Annotated in this window: 17 protein-coding genes; 3 read left to right on the forward strand and 14 right to left on the reverse strand. The window is 64.7% G+C overall.

The window, feature by feature from the left end; genetic code table 11:
• Positions 1 to 92: 92 nt before the first annotated feature.
• The 13 genes from D9R08_RS17515 to D9R08_RS17575 all read right to left on the reverse strand — a co-directional run bounded on the left by D9R08_RS17515 (position 93) and on the right by D9R08_RS17575 (position 14,711).
• Entirely contained in the window at positions 93 to 1,064 is a 972-nt protein-coding gene (locus D9R08_RS17515; RefSeq protein WP_121899377.1) for a nuclear transport factor 2 family protein, read from the reverse strand.
• A complete protein-coding gene (locus D9R08_RS17520) occupies positions 1,051 to 2,082 on the reverse strand; it encodes a LacI family DNA-binding transcriptional regulator (RefSeq protein WP_121899378.1) in 1,032 nt (343 codons plus the stop codon). Before D9R08_RS17520 ends, D9R08_RS17515 begins: the two co-directional genes overlap by 14 nt.
• A 9-nt stretch (positions 2,083 to 2,091) precedes the next feature.
• Positions 2,092 to 2,853, reverse strand: a complete 762-nt coding sequence (locus D9R08_RS17525; protein ID WP_121899380.1) for an SDR family NAD(P)-dependent oxidoreductase — start codon at positions 2,851 to 2,853, stop codon at positions 2,092 to 2,094.
• Between the two features lie 187 nt (positions 2,854 to 3,040).
• A complete protein-coding gene (locus D9R08_RS17530) occupies positions 3,041 to 3,994 on the reverse strand; it encodes an ester cyclase (protein ID WP_121899381.1) in 954 nt (317 codons plus the stop codon).
• Positions 3,995 to 4,009: 15 nt separating this feature from the next.
• A complete protein-coding gene (hisD, locus tag D9R08_RS17535) occupies positions 4,010 to 5,335 on the reverse strand; it encodes a histidinol dehydrogenase (RefSeq protein ID WP_121899383.1) in 1,326 nt (441 codons plus the stop codon).
• Positions 5,336 to 5,447: 112 nt separating this feature from the next.
• Positions 5,448 to 6,497 carry an ABC transporter ATP-binding protein gene (locus D9R08_RS17540; RefSeq protein WP_121899384.1) on the reverse strand — a complete coding sequence of 350 codons (1,050 nt, stop codon included), beginning with the start codon at positions 6,495 to 6,497 and terminating at the stop codon, positions 5,448 to 5,450.
• 3 nt (positions 6,498 to 6,500) lie between these two features.
• The gene (locus D9R08_RS17545; protein WP_325048904.1) at positions 6,501 to 7,790 is read right to left on the reverse strand and encodes an MGH1-like glycoside hydrolase domain-containing protein; all 1,290 of its coding nucleotides are present in this window, start codon (positions 7,788 to 7,790) and stop codon (positions 6,501 to 6,503) included.
• On the reverse strand, positions 7,787 to 9,001 hold the full coding sequence (locus tag D9R08_RS17550; RefSeq protein ID WP_121899386.1) for a carbohydrate ABC transporter permease: 1,215 nt from the start codon (positions 8,999 to 9,001) through the stop codon (positions 7,787 to 7,789). The genes D9R08_RS17545 and D9R08_RS17550 overlap by 4 nt, the downstream gene beginning before the upstream one ends.
• Before the next feature lie 100 nt (positions 9,002 to 9,101).
• Entirely contained in the window at positions 9,102 to 10,337 is a 1,236-nt protein-coding gene (locus tag D9R08_RS17555; protein ID WP_121899387.1) for a carbohydrate ABC transporter permease, read from the reverse strand.
• Positions 10,338 to 10,421: 84 nt separating this feature from the next.
• Positions 10,422 to 11,768 (reverse strand): ABC transporter substrate-binding protein, encoded by a 1,347-nt coding sequence (locus D9R08_RS17560; RefSeq protein ID WP_121899436.1) that lies wholly within the window; start codon positions 11,766 to 11,768, stop codon positions 10,422 to 10,424.
• A 34-nt stretch (positions 11,769 to 11,802) separates the two neighbouring features.
• A complete protein-coding gene (locus D9R08_RS17565; RefSeq protein WP_233557553.1) occupies positions 11,803 to 12,891 on the reverse strand; it encodes a LacI family DNA-binding transcriptional regulator in 1,089 nt (362 codons plus the stop codon).
• A gap of 97 nt (positions 12,892 to 12,988) precedes the next feature.
• Positions 12,989 to 13,972: an alpha/beta hydrolase gene (locus tag D9R08_RS17570; protein WP_121899390.1), complete on the reverse strand. Its 984-nt coding sequence runs from the start codon at positions 13,970 to 13,972 to the stop codon at positions 12,989 to 12,991.
• Positions 13,965 to 14,711, reverse strand: a complete 747-nt coding sequence (locus tag D9R08_RS17575) for an alpha/beta hydrolase (RefSeq protein ID WP_121899392.1) — start codon at positions 14,709 to 14,711, stop codon at positions 13,965 to 13,967. Before D9R08_RS17575 ends, D9R08_RS17570 begins: the two co-directional genes overlap by 8 nt.
• Positions 14,712 to 14,862: 151 nt before the next feature.
• Between D9R08_RS17575 and D9R08_RS17580 the strand changes: the two genes are divergently transcribed.
• Complete coding sequence (locus tag D9R08_RS17580) at positions 14,863 to 15,606, forward strand: ArsR/SmtB family transcription factor (RefSeq protein ID WP_121899394.1); 744 nt, start codon at positions 14,863 to 14,865, stop codon at positions 15,604 to 15,606.
• Positions 15,606 to 16,016, forward strand: a complete 411-nt coding sequence (locus D9R08_RS17585) for an MAPEG family protein (protein WP_233557555.1) — start codon at positions 15,606 to 15,608, stop codon at positions 16,014 to 16,016. The genes D9R08_RS17580 and D9R08_RS17585 overlap by 1 nt, the downstream gene beginning before the upstream one ends.
• A gap of 2 nt (positions 16,017 to 16,018) precedes the next feature.
• Here the strand turns inward: D9R08_RS17585 and D9R08_RS17590 are convergent, their stop codons facing one another.
• Positions 16,019 to 17,317 carry an MFS transporter gene (locus tag D9R08_RS17590; protein WP_121899396.1) on the reverse strand — a complete coding sequence of 433 codons (1,299 nt, stop codon included), beginning with the start codon at positions 17,315 to 17,317 and terminating at the stop codon, positions 16,019 to 16,021.
• 106 nt (positions 17,318 to 17,423) lie between these two features.
• Between D9R08_RS17590 and thrS the strand changes: the two genes are divergently transcribed.
• Positions 17,424 to 19,370: a threonine--tRNA ligase gene (gene thrS, locus D9R08_RS17595; protein ID WP_121899398.1), complete on the forward strand. Its 1,947-nt coding sequence runs from the start codon at positions 17,424 to 17,426 to the stop codon at positions 19,368 to 19,370.
• Positions 19,371 to 20,221: the final 851 nt, after the last annotated feature.

Raw genomic sequence — 20,221 nt, forward strand, 5'->3', positions numbered from 1 at the left:
ATGGATCCGGCCGCGGGGGAAAATCACGGGCTGGCTTTGGAGATAAGGGGAAGACGCGACGTCTGCGGGGATGCAAAGGGCCAGCAGACATCTCATCCCATCTCCGCCAGCAGGATCTGCTTCCAGATCGCGGTTTCATCCAGCATCACATACTCCCGCCGAAGGCCCCATGGCCCGAACTCGGCGTGGCTGATACCCAGCACATAGACCTCCGCGCCGGTGGGCTTGCCGAAGCTGCCCCAGCCGGAATGCGTGCCATGCAGGCTCCAGCGGATCGCCGCGCGGGGCGGCATCAGCGGATCGTCGCGGCCGATCCGGTGGTGGATGGTGAAGGCGGCATCGGGGAAGGCCGCACGCAGGCCCATCCAGAAGCGGTCGGCATCGCCATGGCTGTGGCCGGTAACGCCGCCGGGATGCTCCAGTTGGCATGCCCGGTCGTAAGCCTCTGGAATAACGGCCATATCCGCGCCCATGATACGGGTCAGGATATCGCCATAGCGCTGGCCCCATTCATTATCGTTGCCGTGGCTCCGATAGGGGCCGGGCCGGTCGGTGGCTGGCGTCAGCGGCCTCACGCAGGCTTCCGGCCCGCCCTCCCGCGCGATCTGGTCCCGCACGAAATCAACCGGGTTCCAGCCCATCTGGCGGACGATGGCACCCTGGTCGCGGATCAGCCATTCATCGTTGATCCGGTTGTCGATCGCATGGCAATTGGCGATGATCCGATAGGTCAGCTTGCGCCCCGTCGCCGCGCCATAGGCGCCGTCGCCCGCATGGGTCGCCTGGCTCAGGATGCGGTGCGACGAGAGCATCCCCTCCTCGGGCGTGCCGGACCAGATTACATCCTCGCCCAGAAGCGTCCGGTCGGGAAACTCGGACAGCGTCGCCATGGTGGCCGCGATCACACCCTCGTTCCCGACCACGACCGACGCAGGCGAGCGGACGACGATATCCTCGCTGTAATAGTCATGCAGCGTGGCGATCCGCCGGTCTTCCCAGATCTCCCTGGTGATCCCGAGGATATAGTCGGGGAAGTCCTTGAATTTCGGGTCAAACCCCTTCATTCGCCCATCCTTCCGGGATTCTGGCAGAGGCGCGAACGATCAGTGGCCCCTCGATTTCGGTCAGCACACCGGGCTGATCACCCGCCTCGATCTCGCCCAGAATCGTGTCGACCGTCGCATGGATCATGGCGCTTACAGATTGCCGCACCGTCGTCAGCCGATAGGAGGACCAAGAGGCCATCGCCACGTCGTCATATCCCACGATGGAGACATCCTCGGGCACCCGCAGGCCCAGATCGAACCGCAGCGTATCCATCACCGCCAGCGCCATATGGTCGTTGCCCACGAAAATCGCGTCCGGCGGATCGGCCGCCTCCATCATCCTGCGGGCCACGTCCGAGGCCGTGTCGCGGCGATACATCCCGTCATCCAGCGCATGCAGCGACCGGCCCGCCGCCGCCAGCGTCTCGCGAAACCCGCGCAGCCGGTCAACCCCGGTGGAGGATCCCTGCCAGCCGCTGATATGGGCGATCCGCCGGTGCCCGCCGGCAAGCAGGAACTCCGCCACCTCGGCCCCGCCAAGCCGGTTTTGCGACGTGACCGCCGAAAGGCCGGAGCCGTTGATGGAACGGTTGAACAGAACCACGGGGATGCCTTCCTGCGCACAGCGCCGGGTCAGCTCTCCGGACAGGTTGATCGACGCGGTGATGATGCCATCCACCTGATAATCCATCAGATCTTCGAGCACCTGATTCACATCCGCATCGGAATTTCCGGCCAGAAACACCAGCAGGTGATAGCCCCGCTTCTGCAGCGCTGCGGACAGTTTTTCGACCGCGTCGGAATAGAACGGGTTATCCAGATAGGCCACCACCAGCCCGATGATCCGCGATTTGCCCGTGATCAGCGACCGCGCCAGAACGTTCGGCCGATAGCCAAGCTGGGCTGCGGCGTCGCGTACCTTGTCGGCCATCTTTTTCGACACCGACGCCCCGGGCGTGAACACGCGGCTCACCGCCGACTGGCTGACACCGGCCAGCCGCGCCACATCCAGTGATGTTACCTTGCCCTGTGGCATCTTCTCCCCCTACCCCGCGGTCCAGCCGCCATCGACCCGTATGGACGCACCCGTTACCATGGCCGAGGCGTCACCGGCCAGAAACAGGACCGCTCCCATGATATCCTCCACCTCGGCCACGCGCGGCAGCTTGATCTTGCTCTCGATCCAGGCCCGCTTGTCCGGATCGTTGAAGGTCGGTTCGGTCAGGGGCGTGCGAATGAAGGTGGGACAGATCGTGTTGACCCGGATGTTCCGCGGCCCCCATTCGATCGCCATTGCCTTGGTCATCCCCTCAACCGCGTGTTTCGTAGCGCAATAGACGGCACGGTCGATACCGCCCACATGCCCCATCTGGCTTGAAATCTGGATGATCGAGCCGCCGCCACTCTCCTGCATCGAATGGGCCGCGCCCACGGCCAGAAAATAGGCCGCGCGCACATTCACATCCATCACCGCGTCATAATCCTCGGGCAGCGTCTTCAGCGCCGGGGAATGGCGGGCCAGACCGGCGGAATTGCACAGGATATCAAGCCGCCCGAGCCCTTTCAGCGCGTCACGCACCGCCGCCTGATCGGTCACGTCAAGAGTTATCCCCTCTGCCGCATACCCCGCGCCCGCGATGTCCGCCACCGCAGCCGTCACGGCCTCCGCGCCGCGCGCGGCGATCACCACATGGGCGCCCGCCTCGGCCAGCGCCATGGCGCAGCCCAGGCCGATCCCGCGCGAGCCGCCGGTGACAAGCGCGCGACGGCCTTCCAGCCGGAAGGACGGCGTCCGGGGCAAGCTCATGACGTGCCCTCGCCCGACAGGGAAGGATCGGCAAACTGTCCGGGACACAGCCCACGGGCGCGCGCCCGCCGCCCTCTACGATGCGGGTGGTCTCGCTCGCATTCTCTACGGCCGCGGGCCGCCTGCTCGGGCGGCATGGGGGCCCCCGGCAGCGCCGGCTCGGCGGAGGGGCGGATCGGCGCGGATATCATGACGCCAGTTCCCGCATGCGGCCCAGCACATCGACACCCAGTTGGTCATACACATCCAGCAGGTCGACCAGCACCCAGTTCTCCCGGATCTTGCCGGCCTCGACCCGCCAGAAATCCAGCGAGCGCATGGTGAGCCTCTGCCCCGTTCCGGGTATGCCCAGCCAGGTGCCGCCGCTCAGCGTCATGTGCATTCCGGGCCAGCCGGTGAAGCCCACATAATTGCCTTCGGCAAACAGATGTCCACCGGCCGGGTCGCCCACCCGGTCGGGCATCGCGCCCAGAAACGGTGCCTGATGATGGGCGCGAAACCCATCTATCCCGCGGGCGGTGCCGATGCCCGCAGGCCCATACCAGCTACAGGCATCGTGCCAATAGTCCGGCAGACGCATCGCCTCGACACCTTCGGCATTCCTGCCGAGCGCTCTCAGCATGTCGCCCACGATCCCGGCCGCTTTCGTACCGTCGCCGGAAATGCGCAGCCCGTCCTGCGTGGCCGGACCCGGCACCTGCCATTCCCGCCCGAGCGACGGTGACAGCGGCCAGACACCGGCCTGCATCATCAGTTCCGGGATATCCCAAAGCCCCTGAAACTCCACGATGTTCCCCGCTTCGATCCGGTAGAACTCGTGAAGCCGCATCGCCGCCATCCGCCCGGTCGGCGGAATGTCGAGAAACGGGTTCATGAAGGCACCGCAGTAGTAACCGCAGGCGCCCACCCATGTGGCGCCCGCATCGGTACGCCCTTCCAGAACGATGGTGTTGCGCCGTTCCAGATCGGGGAAGGCGTGGCCAAGCCTGCCAAGCGCATCCTCGAAAAACGCGCCGGGGCCGTCCATCGTGCCGAACGGGTGGGCCAGATGCACGATCGCCCCGTCCTCGAACACCGACTGAGCGGCGGTCCAGTCGGTCAGATCAAGCAAGGGGGCAAGGCCGCGTTTGAGATCCAGCATGGGGTTTTCGTCGGCCTACTCCGCCGCCTCCCGGTAAGGTGCGCCTTTGCCATAAGGCACGTTCAGCCCACCATAGCGACGCACGCGGATATTGCACTGCTCCGCATGACCCACGAACCCCTCCAGCATGCACAGCCGCGAGCCGTATTCGCCCACAAGGGTCGCGGCCTCGTCACTGACGATGCGCTGGTAGCTGTGCGTTTTCAGAAACTTGCCGACCCACAGACCGCCAGTGTAGCGCCCGGCCTTCTTCGTCGGCAGGGTGTGGTTGGTCCCGATCACCTTGTCGCCATTGGCCACATTTGTGCGCGGACCCAGAAAAAGCGCGCCGTAGCTGGTCATGTTGTCCAGAAACCAGTCGTCGCGATCGGTCATCACCTGGATGTGCTCCGATGCGATCTCCTCGGAAACCGCCAGCATCTCGTCATACCCGTCACAGAGGATGACCTCGCCGTAGTCGGCCCAGCTCACCCGCGCCGTCTCTGCCGTCGGCAGGATTTGCAGCAGTCTGTCGATCTCCGCCAGGGTCTCCTCCGCCAGTCTGCGGGAGTTGGTGATCAGCACCGCGGGGGAGTTGTAGCCGTGTTCCGCCTGCCCCAGCAGATCGGTGGCGCAGATCTCGCCATCCACGGTGTCATCTGCGATCACGCAGGTTTCCGTGGGGCCCGCGAACAGGTCGATGCCCACACGGCCGAACAACTGCCGCTTCGCTTCGGCCACGAAGGCATTGCCCGGGCCGACCAACATGTCGACGGGTCTGATGCTTTCCGTGCCAAGCGCCATCGCGCCCACCGCCTGAACGCCGCCCAGCACCAGGATCTCGTCGGCCCCACCTTCATGCATCGCCGCCACGATTGCCGGGTGGGGTTTGCCGTTCACCGGCGGCGCGCTCGCCACGATGCGTTTGACGCCTGCCACCTTGGCGGTCAGCACCGACATATGCGCCGACGCGACCATGGGGAACTTTCCGCCCGGCACATAACAGCCCACGGAATTCACCGGGATGTTCTTGTGCCCCAGGATCACACCCGGCATCGTCTCGATCTCGATATCCGTCATCGAGGCGCGCTGCGCCTCCGCAAAACGGCGGATCTGGGTCTGGGCGAAGCGGATATCCTCCATCTCGCGGGCCGAAACCTGGCTCATCGCGGCCTCGATCTCCGATGCGGTCAGCCGGAAGGCTCTCGGCTCGTACCCGTCGAATTTCGCGGATAGCTCCCGGACCGCCGCGTCGCCACGCGCCTCGATCCCGGCCAGCAATCCCTCAACCGTCTCGCGGGTCCTTGCGTCATCCTCCGCGCGCTCCGCTGCGGGCTTGCCGCGCTTGAGGTACTCGGCCATCTTGATCCTCCCTCAGATCATCGCCGACAAGGATACCGGGGCACCTCTCCGTGACAAGGGGAAACTGCATACGATTGCAAGTCCAATCGGCCGCATCGTCGATGCCTGTCGGCTAGCGCAGGGCGATCCCGTCCGCGTCGAAGAAATGCAGCTTGCGGTCCTCGAATGTCAGGCCGATGGGGTCACCCGGTCTCAGCGATGTTTCCCCGTCGGTGCGCACGGTCAGCTTGCCCGATGCGCCGCAATCGACGATCAGATAGGCATCCGCGCCCAGATATTCGGTCACATCGACCGTGCCATCCACATGGCCGCCGCCCGTGGCGCCGATCGCGATCGCTTCCGGCCGGATCCCCAGTTGCGTGGCCCCCGCGGCCCCGGTGGCCGGCCCGCCCCCGCCACCGGGTAAAGAGAATGCGTCCTCCGCCACGGTGCAGGGCAGGATGTTCATTTTCGGGCTGCCGATGAATTGCGCCACGAACAGATTGGCGGGATGTTCGTAAAGTTCCCGCGGGCTGCCGACCTGTTCGATCCGACCGGCGCTCAGCACCACGATCCGGTCTGCCAGGGTCATCGCCTCAACCTGATCATGGGTCACGTAGATCATCGTGGCATTCAGCGCCTGATGCAGCTTCGCGATTTCGTAGCGCATCTCGACGCGCAGCGAGGCATCCAGATTGGACAGCGGCTCATCGAAGAGAAACGCGGTCGGGTCGCGCACGATGGAGCGCCCGATCGCCACGCGCTGACGCTGCCCGCCGCTCAGATCCTTGGGGCGGCGGTCCAGATACTCCTCCAGCCGCAGGGCGCGGGCGGCCTCGGCCACCTTCTCCTCCTGCTCCGCCTTGGGCGCCCCCGCGGTTTTCAGGGAAAACCCCATATTGTCCCTGACCGACATGTGCGGATAAAGCGCGTAGGACTGGAACACCATCGCCAGGCCGCGCTTGCTCGGCGGTTCCGCCGTGGCGTCGCGCCCGTCGATGATGACCTGCCCGCGCGAGGTTTCCTCCAGCCCCGCGATCATCCGCAACAAGGTGGATTTTCCGCAGCCCGAGGGGCCGACGAAAATCACGAATTCGCTGTCGTCGATGGTCAGGTCGACGCCCTTGATCACCTGCGCCTCGCCATACCATTTCTCGACCGCTTTCAGCTCGATCTTGCCCATGTCCTAAACCTCCCCGGCGGATGGCGATGCCCAGGCCAACCAGATCGCCGCCGTCCATGTGAATGTCGCGCCCCCCGCAGGCGTGCCGTCTTCCGGGCTGAAATACTCCGCAAATCCGTTTTCCGTGATGAGCCCCGCGGTATCGGCACGGATGCGCGCCGCCTCCGCGCTCAGCCCCTGTTCGGCCAGCCCGATGGCGGCCATCATGTTCATCACGCCCCAGACCGGGCCGCGCCAGTAGCGCAGCGGGTCGAACCTGGGATGGGCCGGGTCGAAACTGGGCAAGGCGAACCGCGCCGTGTCCAGAATGCGCGCCAGCGTGGGAAGCGACCGGCGATCGGCCAGCCCGCCCCACCAGCACAGGAAGGACGCGTTTGAAACGGCGCCGGCCAGTTCCCCGCTGCGCAGGTCATAGCTGTCATAGGCGCCGGTCTCGGGGTTCCACAATCTCTCGGCCCCCGCCTCAAGTCGGGCGATCCAGCCGTCGATTTCCGCGCAATCCTCGCCCAGCACTCCCGCCGCAAGACGCAGATCGCGGCAAGCCCGCATCAGCGTGAAGGTCAGCGTCGGGTCGGCCACGCGAAACGGGCTTTCCGCAGCAATGGCCGCATCGTCCCAGCCCCGCTCGCGACCGAACTGGACCAGCCAGATATAGCGGTCGTAATCTTCCTTGGTCGGGCGCATCCGCGGGTTCACATGGCCCGTATCGCGGCGGGTATAGGGCGCCACGCCCTCGGGCGAGATCCGGGCCATCGCCGCATCCCAGTCCGGCGCGTTGTCGCGGCCCGCCTCCCAGGGATGTGTGATCGCCACGGCGCCGCTTTCGGCGCGGGCCGCCATGAACCAGCGGTGAAAAGCCATCAGGCCGGGAAACATCCGGCGCAACCGGTCGGCCCCGGTCTCGGGGTCGCGCTGATAGATGCGCCATGCAAAGCTCGCCGCGACCGGCGGCTGGCTGATCCCCGAAGAGGCCACGCGGCCCGCCCCCTTGCCCGCCGCGTCCTGCGTGCCCCAGATATCCGCACCGGGAAAATAGCCCGGATCCGGCCGGTGGAACAGGATATGGGGCACCATGCCGTTTTCCCACTGCCCGGACATCAGCGTTTCCAGCTCGTTCCAGGCCCGGTTCACGTCGAAACAGGCAAAGCCCAACCCGGCAAAGGCACTGTCCCAGTTCCACTGGTAGGGGTAGAGCCCCGCCGTCGGCACCGTATAGCAGCCCTTGTCGTTCAGCCGCAGTATGCGGCGCGCCTCGCCATCGAGGTGGGAAAGATCCGCCGTCATCATCGTCATCCCTTGACCGATCCCGCAGTCAGACCGCGCGTCATGAACTTCTCCAGCCCGAGGAACAGCGCCATCACCGGCACAGTCGCGATCACCGCGCCCGCCATCAGATGCTGGCGCGGGATCTCCGAGGAGTTGAGCGAGGCAATCCCCCGCGTCAGCGTGAATTTCGAGGGATCGTCCAGCAGCATGAAAGCGAGCAGGAACTCGTTCCAGGCGATCATGAAGACGTAAAGCGAAACGCTGGCCAGCGCAGGCAGGCTGAGCGGCAGGGTGATCTTCCAGATCACCTGCAACCGGCTCAGCCCGTCCATCAGGCCGGCCTCCTCCACCTCCGCCGGCAGCCCCCGGAAATAGCCCTGCAACATGTAAAGCGCCACCGGGATCGTGGTGACCGGATAGATCATCACGATGCCCGCAATGGAGTTTCTGAGCCCCGTCATCGAGAACGCGATATAGATCGGCAGGGCCAGAACGATCATCGGCACCATGTAGATCAGCAGGATCGAGCGGGAGAGCGCCTTTTGACCCTTGAACCGCAGCCGCGCCACCGCATAGGCGCCCGGGATCGAAAAGGCGAGCGTGATCAGCACCGTCAGGATCGAGATATAGAAGCTGGTCCACAGATAGCTGCCGAAGTTGAAATTCCGGAACAGCTCTTCGTAACTACGGAACAACTCCCACCCGCGGCTCAGATCGATGGTGAAATCCAGCGGATTGGCAATAAGCTCGCCCTGCGTTTTCAGGCTGGTCATCACCATCACGTAAAATGGAATCGCGACCGCGGCGGTAAAGAAGATGTACCCGAACCCGGTCAGAAAGCGGATCACCGCTTCCTCCCATTCGTGACGCGTCAGCGGGCCTCTCGGGCAACCATGCAGGATCACCGACATCGGCCAGCCAAGCGCGAGGGCGAACCCGATGCCCGCCATCAGATGCGCCCCGGGACCGGCGTCGCCCGAAACATGGATCGGGCTGATCCCTGTATAGCTGAGCGCGACCGCCAGCGCCGACAGACCGGCGACCAGCATCCAGCCCGCCCGGATCTCCAGCGCGGCAAGCCCGGCCAACGCGCCCAGTATCAGGCATCCGGTCAATCCGGGCCGAAACGCCGCCCCGGTGACGAAGGACAATAACACCGCCACGGCGGTCGCCACGATCAGGGCCCAGAACACGCCCAGAATCGGCCCGGTGATGAAACTGTTCCAGAATACCTTCATCTACCCGCCTCCGTCCTGGCGTCGCCCATAGGGCGGGCCGCTTCCGGAGCCGCGCGCCGCGCCGGATCGGCCGCCGTGCGCCGGGCAGGACAACGCCAGCTCACAGGCCCTCCTCCTTCGACATGAACCGGAAGAAAAACCATGAAAAACACAAAAGGCAGATCAGGATCACCACGGCCACGGCCGCGCCCGCCCCGATATTGCTCAGCGCAAAGGCCTGCTCATAGACGTTCACCGTCAGCGTCCGTGTGCCCGCATTGCCGCCGGTCAAAAGGAAGATGTCGTCGAACTTGTTGAAGGTCCAGATGAAGCGCAGCAAGAACAGGACGCTCAGGATGCCCATCAGCATCGGCAGGCTCAGATAGCGGAATTTCTGAAACGGCGACGCGCCATCCACATCCGCGGCCTCGTACATGTCCGTATCGATGGATTGCATCCGCGCGAGGATGAACAGGAAGGAGAGCGGGAAATAGCGCCAGATCTCGAAGACCGTGACCATGACCAGCGCCAGCGGGCGCTCTCCGAAGAAATTGATCGCGTCGTCGGTGACGCCCATCTGGATCAGCAGCGCGTTCACGCTGCCTGAGAACGGGTCGAAGAGGATGATCCAGGAAAACGCCACCGCGATCACCGGGGCCACATAGGGAAACAGATACAGCCCCCTGAGCACGCCCTGCCCGCGAAACTCCTTGTTCAGGAGCAGCGCCGCGAACAGCCCCACGATCAGGGCGCCGAACGTGCCGAAAACCGTGTAGAAAAGCGTGGCCCCGATCACCGTCCAGAATTCGCGCGCATCGAACAGCTCCGCGAAATTCTCCAGCGTGAACTCCCCGCTGGTCAGCACGTTTTCCGCCGCGCCGCTGATCGCGGGCTGATCGGTCTCTATCGCGATCTCGGCCGCTTCGATATCCCCCGGCACGGCCACGGGCAGTTCCAGCGTCAACCGCCCGCCGGGGTCCAGCAGATCGAAGCGGCAGGTCAGCGCCTGCGCCTCCAGTACGCAGCCTTCGGGCACCTCCAGCAGCTCCACGCCCTCGGGGATCGTATCGCTCAGCACGATGTCGGAAATCGGATCGGTCTGGCTGGAATTGCGGATCCGGTAGCGAATATAGGGCGCCGCTTCATCCGCATCGCGCAGGTCCTCCCGCACCATCGGCGCCGCCGCGCGCAGATCGGCAAGGTCCACCGGCTTGAAACTGATCCAGAAGATCGCCAGCAGGGGCAGGATCACCACCAGCATCACGCTGGCCAATGTGGGAAACAGCAGACCCCAGGCCAGACGCGCCTCGCGACGGGCCAGCGGGCCGGTTCCCTTGGGCGGGATCGCGGTTGTCATCGTCGACACTCCGACATCGGGGCGGGGTGCCCCGGGCGGGATGACCCGCCCGAAGCCTCGCAGGAAGGGTTCAGTGCGGGCCGGTCACTCGATCCGCGCCAGTTCCTCGTTCATCAGCGCTACGGTCGCCGCCGCATCGCGCACGCCGTCCATGTATTCGCGGACAAGCCGGTTGATGACCTGGCTGTTGACGATCCGGCTGGCCAGCGCCAGCTGCCCCTCGGCGACGCCCCACCGCTGCGCCACATCGAGGCCGCCGACGATCTCGTCGATCATCTCCTGGGCATAGAGGTCACCCAGAGGCGCGCGCCGGTCGACGCCCACATCAAGCTGCGCCCAGGCATCGGTGAAGGCGGTCGGATTGTCCGCCGTTCCGCGGCGGATCGGGAACTTGCCCTCGGGCGCGATGGCCAGCGTCTGGGTGTATCCCTCCGCCATGGAATATTCCACGAAGGCCATCGCCGCATCGGTGTTGGCATCCGCCGTGATCCCGAAATACCGGATATCGGCCCAGGCCGCGCCATCGGGGTTCGACGGGCCGGCGAAATTGGTCACGATCCCGGTGCGCGACGCCAGTTCGCCACTGGTCGGGTCGTCGGTGATGGTCGGTGGCGCGCTGTCCCGCAGCCCCGCCAGTTCATCCAGAATGAAGGGCGACCAGATGATCATCGCCGCCCGGCCCGCGAAATAGAGTTCCCGCGATTGCTGCCAGAACAGCTCCCCGTCGGGCGACGCCTCCACAATCGCGGCATAGAATTCCAGCACTTCGGTCGTGGCCGCCTCGTCCAGCGGCTGAACCCCGTCCGGCCCTACCGGGCTGACCCCGTTGGCAAGGAACACATGCTCCAGAACCTGGCTCATGAAGTTCTCGTCCACCTTGGTCGCCGCCACGAAGCCGAACATCTCGGGCGGGTTGTGCAGCGCCTCGATGGCGGCCAGCACATTGGCATAGGTTGTTGGCGGCTCCAGCCCGTTCTCCTCGAACAGATCGGCCCGGTAGACGATCATCTGCGTCCAGCCGTCCACCGGAACCGAGGCGAATCCGTCCTCCGTCGAGGCCATGTTCAGCGCGCCGGGGGCGAAGGTTTCGGCCCCCAGCTCCTCGATCACATCGGTTGCAGCGTCGATATCCAGAATGCCGGCCTCCGCCCAGGGCAGCGCATATTGCAGCGGGTGGTAGATCACGTCGGGCAGATCGCCCGCGGCAAAGGCCGCCGTCGCCCGCGTACCCAGATCGCTCTCGGTGACCGGGATCACCTCGACCGAGATACCGGAGGCCTCGGTGAACTCCGCCGCCATCGCCTCCTGCAGCGCCAGACGTTCGGGCTGTTCTTCCGTGGTCCAGAACCGGATCGTGTCCTGCGCCGCCGCCACCGAAGCGAGCGCCAGGCTCGATGCGGCGGCCAGCAGGGCCATACGGGTCCCTTTCATCATCATCGTCATGGTCTTTCCTCCCAGTGAGTGTTCAGATTCCTGCCCGGTCCGGCACGGCAGCCGGATCGGGGTGATACTCCGCAACGTCCGATCCGCGCGCGATCAGCTGCGCCGGCACTTCCTCGCGCAGACGTTCCGGGTCGACCCCGCGGATCCGCGCGAAAAGCAGCTTGGCCAGGCGCGCGCCAGCGGCGCGGCTGTCCACGGCATAGGTTGTCAGCGGCGGATGCGCCGTTGCCGCCTCCGGGATGCCGTCATAGCCGATCACCGCCAGATCCGCCCCGATCCGCAGACCGTGGCGTGCCGCCGCGCGGTAAAGGCCGAGCGCGGCGAGATCGAGCGCGCAGACAACCGCGGTGGGGCGCTCGGCCAGCGCAAGCAGTCGCTCGCCCTCCGCCTCGCCTTGCGCCATCGTGATCGCGCCGCTTGTCATCAGCTCGGGCCGGATCTCCAGACCGGCCTCCGTCAGCCCCGCCAGATAGCCCTCGCGCCGCAGATGCGCATAGGTGTAGTCCAGCGCCCCGTTTATGAACCCGATGCGGGTGTGGCCGCGGTGCGCAAGCCGCAGAACCGCGGCCCTCATCGCGCCCTCGCCGCTGATGTCGTGCCACGCGCAGCCCGCGGGCTCGGCGGTGCGCCCGAACAGAACGAACGGCACGTCGCGCGCCCTCAAAAGCTCGATGCGGGCGTCCCGAAGCCGGGTCCGCGGCAGAATGAACCCATCCACCTTCCGCTCGTCGATCAGCCGGGCGAGGGTCGCCACCTCATCGGCCTCGTCCTGCGCCGTGGCGACGGTCAGCGTCCAGCTTTCCTCGGAGGCCGCGCGCGAGATGCCATCCAGAAAATCGGTGAGAAACGGTTTATGCGCATCATCCCCGCCGGCATTGAGAACCAGCCCGAGCGCGCGCGCACGCCCCGTGCGGATCGCCTGCGCCTGCGCCAGCGGCCGATAGCCCATCCGCTCGGCGGCGCGCGTCACCCGGACGCGGGTCGCCTCGGCAATATCCGGATAGCCGTTCAGCGCCCGGCTGACCGTGCCCTTGGCCAGACCGAGCGACCGCGCCAGATCATTGATCGTGACCCGCGGGTTGCGCATCCGGGATGGCTTTGCGACTGACATTGATCTCTCTCCCCGACTCATAAAGTTTCTTCCGAAACCGGTTTCGGCAAGGGAAAACATCAAAATCAGTTTCTGCAACGCGGCAAGACGGGCGGGATCAGAGGCCCTGCGTCGCCACCCAGTCAAGGATCAGGTCGGTCACCGGCGCGCTCATCGCCGGACTCAGAATATCGCCCGCGATCACATGGCTGTAGGGGTCGGCACCCTCCTCCGGCAGGTCCAGCGGCACGGCCGTCACCGGCCCGCCCCAGCCATCGGCAAAGGCCTGCGCGGCCTCGGCTGAAATCACCTGGTCCTCCGGCGAATAGATCGACAGAAGCGGCACGGTGACATCCGTGTAATCCCGATTTCGGGCCTCCCGCATCAGCGCCGCAAGCGGCACCGCCGCGACCGTCGGGTAGGAGGGGGTCCAATAGGTGCCGTGCCGCGCGTTCTGAACATCGAAACTGCGTGTGTCGCCCACAAGCCACGGCACCCAGACCCGTGCGGCGGGCCATTCCAGCAGCACCGCCGCCGGGTTGGCCAGCTCGAAATTGGCGGAAACCATGATCGCCCCCGCGATCGCCTCGGCCATGTCCGGCTCGGTCACCGCAATCGCGGCAAGGGTGGCGCCGGTGGAGGTGCCGATCACCAGCACACGCTCGCCCACGGCCCGCGCCACCGCGAGCGCTTCTGCCGTATCGTCGATCCAGTCACCGGCCCGCGCCTCGGCCATCGCCGTACCGCCCCGCCCATGGCCCGTCAGCCGGGGGTAGACGAGATTTGCGCCCAGCTCTGCGGCGACGGTGTCGGGGACGGGGCGGATCTCTTCCGAGGTGGCGGAAAACCCGTGGATGTAAAGCACGGCCAGCGGAGCCCGCGCGCCCGCCTCCCCCGCCCAGATGATCCGCGCCTCCGTCCCGGGAGTGATATCGTCGAACATCGCCTCCCGGGCCGCGTAGAAAGCCGCCGGGTCGCCCAGATCGACCGCGACCGGCCCCGCGCGTTCGACGGGTTCCGCCGGGGCGAAGATCCAGACAGCCGCAACCAGCAGGACCAGCACCAGAAGCGCCCGGCCAAGCCATCTGCCAAGGCTACGCATGGCCCAGAACCTCCTCGACCGTCGTCGTGATCAGCGCCAGGCAGGTTTCGTCGGAAAACCGGTGGTCCGCGCCCTTGACCAGTTGCAGCCGGATATCCGGCCCCTCCAGATGATCCAGAAGGCGCAATGCTACCGACATGTCCACATCCGCATCCGCCGTGCCCTGAAGCATCCGGACGGGTACGCTAATCTCCAATGGCGCGCGCAGAACAAGCTGGTCCCGGCCCTCCTCGATCAGGCGTCGGGTGATGATGTAGGGCTCGCCGTATTCCGACGGCAGCGCCACCTGCCCGGTTTCGACCAGCTCGGCCTTCTGCGCGTCGGAAAACCCGGCCCACATGCTGTCTTCGGTGAAATCCGGCGCCGCCGCGATAGTGACCAGCCCGGCCAGCCTTTCGGGATGTTGCCTTGCCATCAGAAGCGAGATCCAACCGCCCATGGACGAGCCGACCAGCACTTGCGGCCCCTCCGTCAAGGCCAGAATCGCGGCACTGGCATCTGCGGCCCAGTCGCCGATCGTGCCTTCGGTGAATTCGCCCGAAGAGGTTCCGTGCCCGGAATAGTCGAACCGCAGGAACGCCCGGCCAGCAGCCCTGGCCCAGGCCTCCAGATGCAAGGCCTTGGTTCCTTCCTTGTCGGATTTGAACCCGCCCAGAAAAACCACGCCCGGCCCAGCACCCTCGATTCGGTTATAGGCCAGCCTCCTGTCCTCCGGTGTCGTCAACATCCCGTCATCCATGGCGCATACCCTCGCGAAAACCGGCTGCCATTCCTGCACGGACTGCCGTTTCAGACAAGGAAAACCCTGATTCCACTGCAAATAACGCCACGTGAGCCTTTTTTAAGTTACCATATTGTCACGTGACTATTTATTCACGTATAAGGCTGTCATGGATGCGATCTTCAAAGCCCTCAATGACCCGACCCGCCGTGCACTGCTGGACAGCCTGCGGCGGAAAGACGGGCAAACCCTGACCGATCTGGAAGAGCAGCCGGATATGACCCGGTTCGGGGTCATGAAGCACCTCAAGGTCCTTGAAGACGCCCATCTTGTCGTCACCCGCCGCCATGGGCGGTTCAAGTACCACTATCTCAACGCCCTGCCCCTGCAGGAGATGCTCGACCGCTGGGTCGCGCCCTTCCTGAGACCACAGGCCCGGGCTTTGAGCGATCTTAAAACCAAGCTGGAAAGAGAGGGAATTATGGGTAAACCCGACTTCATGATGCAGACGTTCATCCGTTGTTCGCAGGATGCACTATGGGATGCATTGACCAGGGCCGATCAGATGGCCGCCTATCATTTCATGTGCAGCGAGGTGCGGGGGGATCCCAAACCGGACAATGTGACCGAGTTCATCCTGCCCGATGGCAACACGATGTTGCGTCAGGTCACCACCGAGATGGATCCCAAGACCCGTATCGCGATGACCTTCGAGCCTGCCTTCATGGGGCCGGACGCACCCGCCTCCCACATGGTCTATCTGATCGAACCCCAGGGCGAGACCTGCATGCTCACGATCGAGCACTACGACATGGCACCGGGTCAGGAAGGCTTCGGCGAAGGCTGGGCACGCCTTGCCTCGTCGCTCAAGTCCTATCTGGAGACAGGCGTGGCCCTGAAGGGAGCGGCCTGATGGAATTCCCGACCGAACTGGGCATTCTGACCTGTCTGATGATCCTCGCGGCATCGCTCTGGATCCCCTATGTGGTCGGCATCTCCTCGGACCCGTCCGAGGAGGAGGCCTTTGCAAGGCCCGCCACGATCAGCAATCTGCGCCCCTGGGTGCAGCGTGCCCATCGGGCGCATCTGAACCTGCTGGAACAGGGCATTCCCTTCGCCATCCTGGTTCTGCTGGTCGACAGGATGGACGGGTTCACCGCGCTCACATACTGGACGTCGATTGCCTTCTTCTGGCTTCGCGTCGCCCATGCGCTCGGCATGATCGCCGGCGTGGCGGGAATGCCGATCCGGCCCATCATCTTCACCGCCGGATGGCTGTGCTGCATGATCATGGCCTATGCGGTGTTCGCCGCCGGCCTCTAGCGTCAAGAGCCCTCGGCCTGTTCCACCTCGTTCAGGCCGAGGGCCACCCCGGCGGCGGCAAGGCTCATCGCCGCAAAGACGCCCACGGCCCAGACCGCGCCAAGGGCCGAGGCCAGCGCCCCGAACGCCCCGCTGGCCAGCAGAATGACCCCGATCACCGTGTTCGACACCGCCGTGTAGGCGGCGCGCTGATCCGCGGGTGCCATGTCCACCAGATATGTGGATCGCCCCTGCCGGACGCCGTGATAGGCGATCATCAGCACGAACAGCACCGATGCCACGGCCCAGGTCTGCGTGAAAAGGCCCGCCAGATGCAGAAGAACGGCTGCCACCAGCGCCGCGCCGCCGGCGCACCCGGCCAGAAGCAGGACCCTGCGGCTGGACCGGTCGGCCAGCCGCCCCCAGATGTAGGAGCTAAGCAGCGACGCCACCGCAGAGGCCAGAACCAGCGCGCCCAGTTGCGCAAAGGGTCCGCCATCGCCGCCGCTGCCCAGAAGCACCAGAAAGGGCGGGGCGAGCGCCGTCGCCGTCAGCAGGCCGCGCACCGCGATGAACCGGGTCAACTGTGCATCCCGCCCCAGAAGCGCCAGATGCCTGAGCGGGTTGCCCGACGGCTCTGCCGTCTCCTCGCTAGGGCGCTCCGACAGGGTGGAAAAAAGCGTCGCCGCCAAAAGCCAGAACACCGCCGCCAGAACCAGCGCGCCGATCACCAGCGTCAGCCGGGGCGCCGGCTCCCAGATCAGCGCCAGCGCAAACGCCACCACCCCCACCGACGCCGCAGAGGAGGCAAGGCCCGTGACCGTGCCGCGCCGGGTCTTGGCAACCGTCTTGCCCAGAATGTCCTTGTAGGAGACCGAACACAGGCTGCGCGCCAACGCCAGCACCGCCAGCAATGCGCAGATCGTCAGACCGGCGGCAACACCCTGCAATGTCAGACCGGCCAGAACGATACCGCCCGCCGCGGCCCCCTGCACCGCGCTTCCGGCCACCCACACCCATTTGCGGACGCGCAGGGCGTGAACCCGGTCCGCGGTCCAGAGCTGCGGCAGAAGCGCCCCGGCCTCGCGGATCGGCACCAGCAGCCCCACGAAGAGCGCGGGCGCGCCCAATGTCGTCAGCAACCATGACAAAACCAGTTTCGGGTCGATCAGCCCGTCAGCGACCTTGGTCATCGACAGCGATGCGGCATGGCGTAGCGCGTTCCCGGCTTCGGCGCTCTCCGCGCCCTCGGGCAGATCCGACGCGGATGCATCGGCATCGAACACGGCCTCGAAGACCGTTTCCTCGAATGTATCGTTCATCGGTTTCCCTGGCGTTGACTTGGGTCCGCGAGGAAGGCACATAGCACACAGACCCAAACCCGCAACCGGGCGTTTTGTAGGCGCCAAACCGACGAGGAGATGGCCGATGGCCCAGATTTCCCTGACATTCCCCGATGGCAATTCCCGCGACTACGCCGCTGGCGTCACCCCGGCGGAGGTTGCTGAAAGCATCGCCTCCTCCCTTGCGAAAAAGGCGATTTCGGCCTCGGTGAACGGCGCCCACTGGGATCTTTCCTGGCCGATCGAGGGCGATGCCGAGATCGCCATCCACACGATGAAGGACGCCGAACCGGCGCTGGAACTGATCCGCCACGACTGCGCCCATATCATGGCCCGCGCCGTGCAGGAGATCTGGCCCGAAGTGAAAGTCACCATCGGCCCGGTGATCGAGAACGGATTTTACTACGATTTCGACCGCGCGGAGCCGTTCACGCCCGAGGATCTGGGCGTGATCGAGGCGAAGATGAAAGAAATCATCAACCGCCGTGACCCGGTCACCACCGAGATCTGGGAGCGCGACCGAGCCATCGGCTTCTACAAGGCCAATAACGAGCCCTACAAGGTCGAACTGATCGAAAGCATCCCCGGCGACGAACCGCTCAGGATGTACTGGCACGGTCACTGGCAGGATCTCTGCCGCGGCCCCCATCTTCAGCATACAGGGCAGGTGCCCGCGGATGCCTTCAAGCTGATGAAGGTCGCCGGCGCCTATTGGCGCGGCGATTCAAACCGGCCGCAGCTTCAGCGGATCTACGGCGTCGCGTTCCAGAACCGGGACCAGCTGAAGGCCCATATGACCTTTCTGGAGGAGGCCGAAAAGCGCGATCACCGCCGCCTCGGCCGTGAAATGGAACTGTTCCATTTTCAGGAAGAGGCGCCCGGCATGGTCTTCTGGCACCCCAACGGCTGGTCGATCTACCGCGAACTTGAGGACTACATGCGCCGCAAGCTCACCAGGGCCGGCTATCAGGAGATCAAGACCCCGCAGGTCGTCGACCGCAAGCTGTGGGAGGCCTCCGGTCACTGGGATAAGTACCGTGAAAACATGTATATCACGGAGATCGACGAAGAGCACGCGAACGAGAAACGCACCAATGCGCTCAAGCCGATGAACTGTCCCTGCCACGTGCAGATCTTCAACCAGGGCATCAAGTCCTACCGCGATCTGCCGCTGCGTCTGGCCGAGTTCGGCTCGTGCCACCGCTACGAGGCCCATGGCGCGCTGCACGGGCTGATGCGGGTGCGCGGCTTTACGCAGGACGATGCGCATATCTTCTGCACCGAAGACCAGATCGAGGCCGAATGCGCGCGCTTCATCGACCTGCTCTCAAGCATCTACCGCGACACCGGGTTTTCGGAGTTCGACATCAAGCTCTCCACCCGACCCGAGATTCGCGTGGGCTCCGACGAAATCTGGGACAAGGCGGAAAGCGCGCTGGAGAAAGCCATCCTCAGCGTCCGCAACGATTACGAGATCGACCCGGGCGAAGGCGCCTTCTACGGCCCGAAACTCGATTTCAAGCTGACCGACGCGATTGGCCGCGAATGGCAATGCGGCACCTTCCAGGCCGATTTCAACCTGCCGGGACGGCTCGACGCCAACTATATCGGGGAGGATGGGGCGAAGCACCGGCCCGTCATGCTGCACCGCGCGATCCTCGGCTCGTTCGAGCGCTTCATCGGCATCATGATCGAAAACTACTCCGGCAAGCTGCCGTTCTGGCTGGCCCCGCGTCAGGTGGTGGTGGCCGCCATCGTGTCGGAAGCGGACGACTATGTGCGGGAGGTGACGCAGAGGCTGAAGGAGGCGGGCATCCGCGCCGAGGCCGATATCCGCAACGAGAAGATCAACTACAAGGTGAGGGAGCATTCGGTGGGCAAGGTGCCCGTGATCCTCGCCATCGGCCGCAAGGAGGTAGAGGACCGCACCGTCACGCTCCGCCGTCTGGGCGAGAAACAGACCAGCGTGCTGCCGGTGGACCAGATCATCGCCGATTTGACCGACGAGGCCATCCCGCCGGACCTGAAGTGATGCGACGATCAACGTTCGCTTTGCGGGACGCAGCGGACGTTTGTCGCAAGCTCGACACTGACGAAGCGAACAAAGGAACGGCTACGTCAACGCGGGTATTCTCACGGCAAGTCTACATTGGCTCGACGTGCGAGCGGGAACAGATCGATTAGTGCGACGCCTAGTACTAATGCTTCGCATTGAACGTGTTCAAACCCACTCAGATCTCGGCAGTCCGGCGCTACGGTAAACGCTTCACGAACGCGGTTGACACGTCTTTGATAGCTGCGTGCCAATAATGGGAGCGCCGTAATTTCGGAGGGGATGAGAGGCATTAGTTGCTCGTAGTAGGAGCGCATGGTCGCGACGTGCGTTTGGAAGCATGCTTCTGATCCATCAGCTATGTTGCCGCAGATCTGCATGGCAACGTTCACGCAGTGTGCCTGCATCCAGCTTCTATACCTTCGATCCAATCCTTCGTTGGCCAACATGCATGAAATGACATCCGGAAATACAAGCGGCTCCGGATCGTCCTGGCCTGAGGCTGAAGAAGTGCCGGCCACAAGAGCAACACATATAGCGAAGCAATAAAACAAAGCCCTCATAGCTTGGAAGCTGTCACGCCCTATCGAGAAAGGCAAACACGAACTCACACAAGATTGAAGGTCCGGTTCACTTTTTGTCCGCATTGATCTGCATGGTGTTCCGGTTCACATTATGAACACCGCAAGCGAATGTCACTGTGGGCTTATTTCGTTGAAAAACTCTTCCTTGATCGAGGCGTAAGCCGCTGATTCAATTCTCTCAACGAGCGGGAGGATTGGCCATGATGGGACCGAAGCAGGAAGCGCAGGCGGCACTGTTCTATGAGT

The sequence above is a fragment of the Rhodophyticola porphyridii genome, from assembly GCF_003688285.1.
Taxonomy (GTDB): domain Bacteria; phylum Pseudomonadota; class Alphaproteobacteria; order Rhodobacterales; family Rhodobacteraceae; genus Rhodophyticola; species Rhodophyticola porphyridii.

Excerpts from the sequence above, each read along its gene's own strand:
- D9R08_RS17565 (WP_233557553.1), bottom strand. The coding sequence starts at position 12,891 with ATGTCAGTCGCAAAGCCATCCCGGATGCGCAACCCGCGGGTCACGATC.
- D9R08_RS17570 (WP_121899390.1), bottom strand. The coding sequence starts at position 13,972 with ATGCGTAGCCTTGGCAGATGGCTTGGCCGGGCGCTTCTGGTGCTGGTC.
- D9R08_RS17550 (WP_121899386.1), bottom strand. The coding sequence starts at position 9,001 with ATGAAGGTATTCTGGAACAGTTTCATCACCGGGCCGATTCTGGGCGTG.
- D9R08_RS17590 (WP_121899396.1), bottom strand. The coding sequence starts at position 17,317 with ATGAACGATACATTCGAGGAAACGGTCTTCGAGGCCGTGTTCGATGCC.
- D9R08_RS17530 (WP_121899381.1), bottom strand. The coding sequence starts at position 3,994 with ATGCTGGATCTCAAACGCGGCCTTGCCCCCTTGCTTGATCTGACCGAC.
- D9R08_RS17585 (WP_233557555.1), top strand. The coding sequence starts at position 15,606 with ATGGAATTCCCGACCGAACTGGGCATTCTGACCTGTCTGATGATCCTC.
- D9R08_RS17575 (WP_121899392.1), bottom strand. The coding sequence starts at position 14,711 with ATGGATGACGGGATGTTGACGACACCGGAGGACAGGAGGCTGGCCTAT.
- D9R08_RS17555 (WP_121899387.1), bottom strand. The coding sequence starts at position 10,337 with ATGACAACCGCGATCCCGCCCAAGGGAACCGGCCCGCTGGCCCGTCGC.
- D9R08_RS17545 (WP_325048904.1), bottom strand. The coding sequence starts at position 7,790 with ATGACGATGATGACGGCGGATCTTTCCCACCTCGATGGCGAGGCGCGC.
- D9R08_RS17515 (WP_121899377.1), bottom strand. The coding sequence starts at position 1,064 with ATGAAGGGGTTTGACCCGAAATTCAAGGACTTCCCCGACTATATCCTC.
- D9R08_RS17560 (WP_121899436.1), bottom strand. The coding sequence starts at position 11,768 with ATGAAAGGGACCCGTATGGCCCTGCTGGCCGCCGCATCGAGCCTGGCG.
- D9R08_RS17580 (WP_121899394.1), top strand. The coding sequence starts at position 14,863 with ATGGATGCGATCTTCAAAGCCCTCAATGACCCGACCCGCCGTGCACTG.
- D9R08_RS17525 (WP_121899380.1), bottom strand. The coding sequence starts at position 2,853 with ATGAGCTTGCCCCGGACGCCGTCCTTCCGGCTGGAAGGCCGTCGCGCG.
- D9R08_RS17540 (WP_121899384.1), bottom strand. The coding sequence starts at position 6,497 with ATGGGCAAGATCGAGCTGAAAGCGGTCGAGAAATGGTATGGCGAGGCG.
- hisD (WP_121899383.1), bottom strand. The coding sequence starts at position 5,335 with ATGGCCGAGTACCTCAAGCGCGGCAAGCCCGCAGCGGAGCGCGCGGAG.
- D9R08_RS17520 (WP_121899378.1), bottom strand. The coding sequence starts at position 2,082 with ATGCCACAGGGCAAGGTAACATCACTGGATGTGGCGCGGCTGGCCGGT.
- thrS (WP_121899398.1), top strand. The coding sequence starts at position 17,424 with ATGGCCCAGATTTCCCTGACATTCCCCGATGGCAATTCCCGCGACTAC.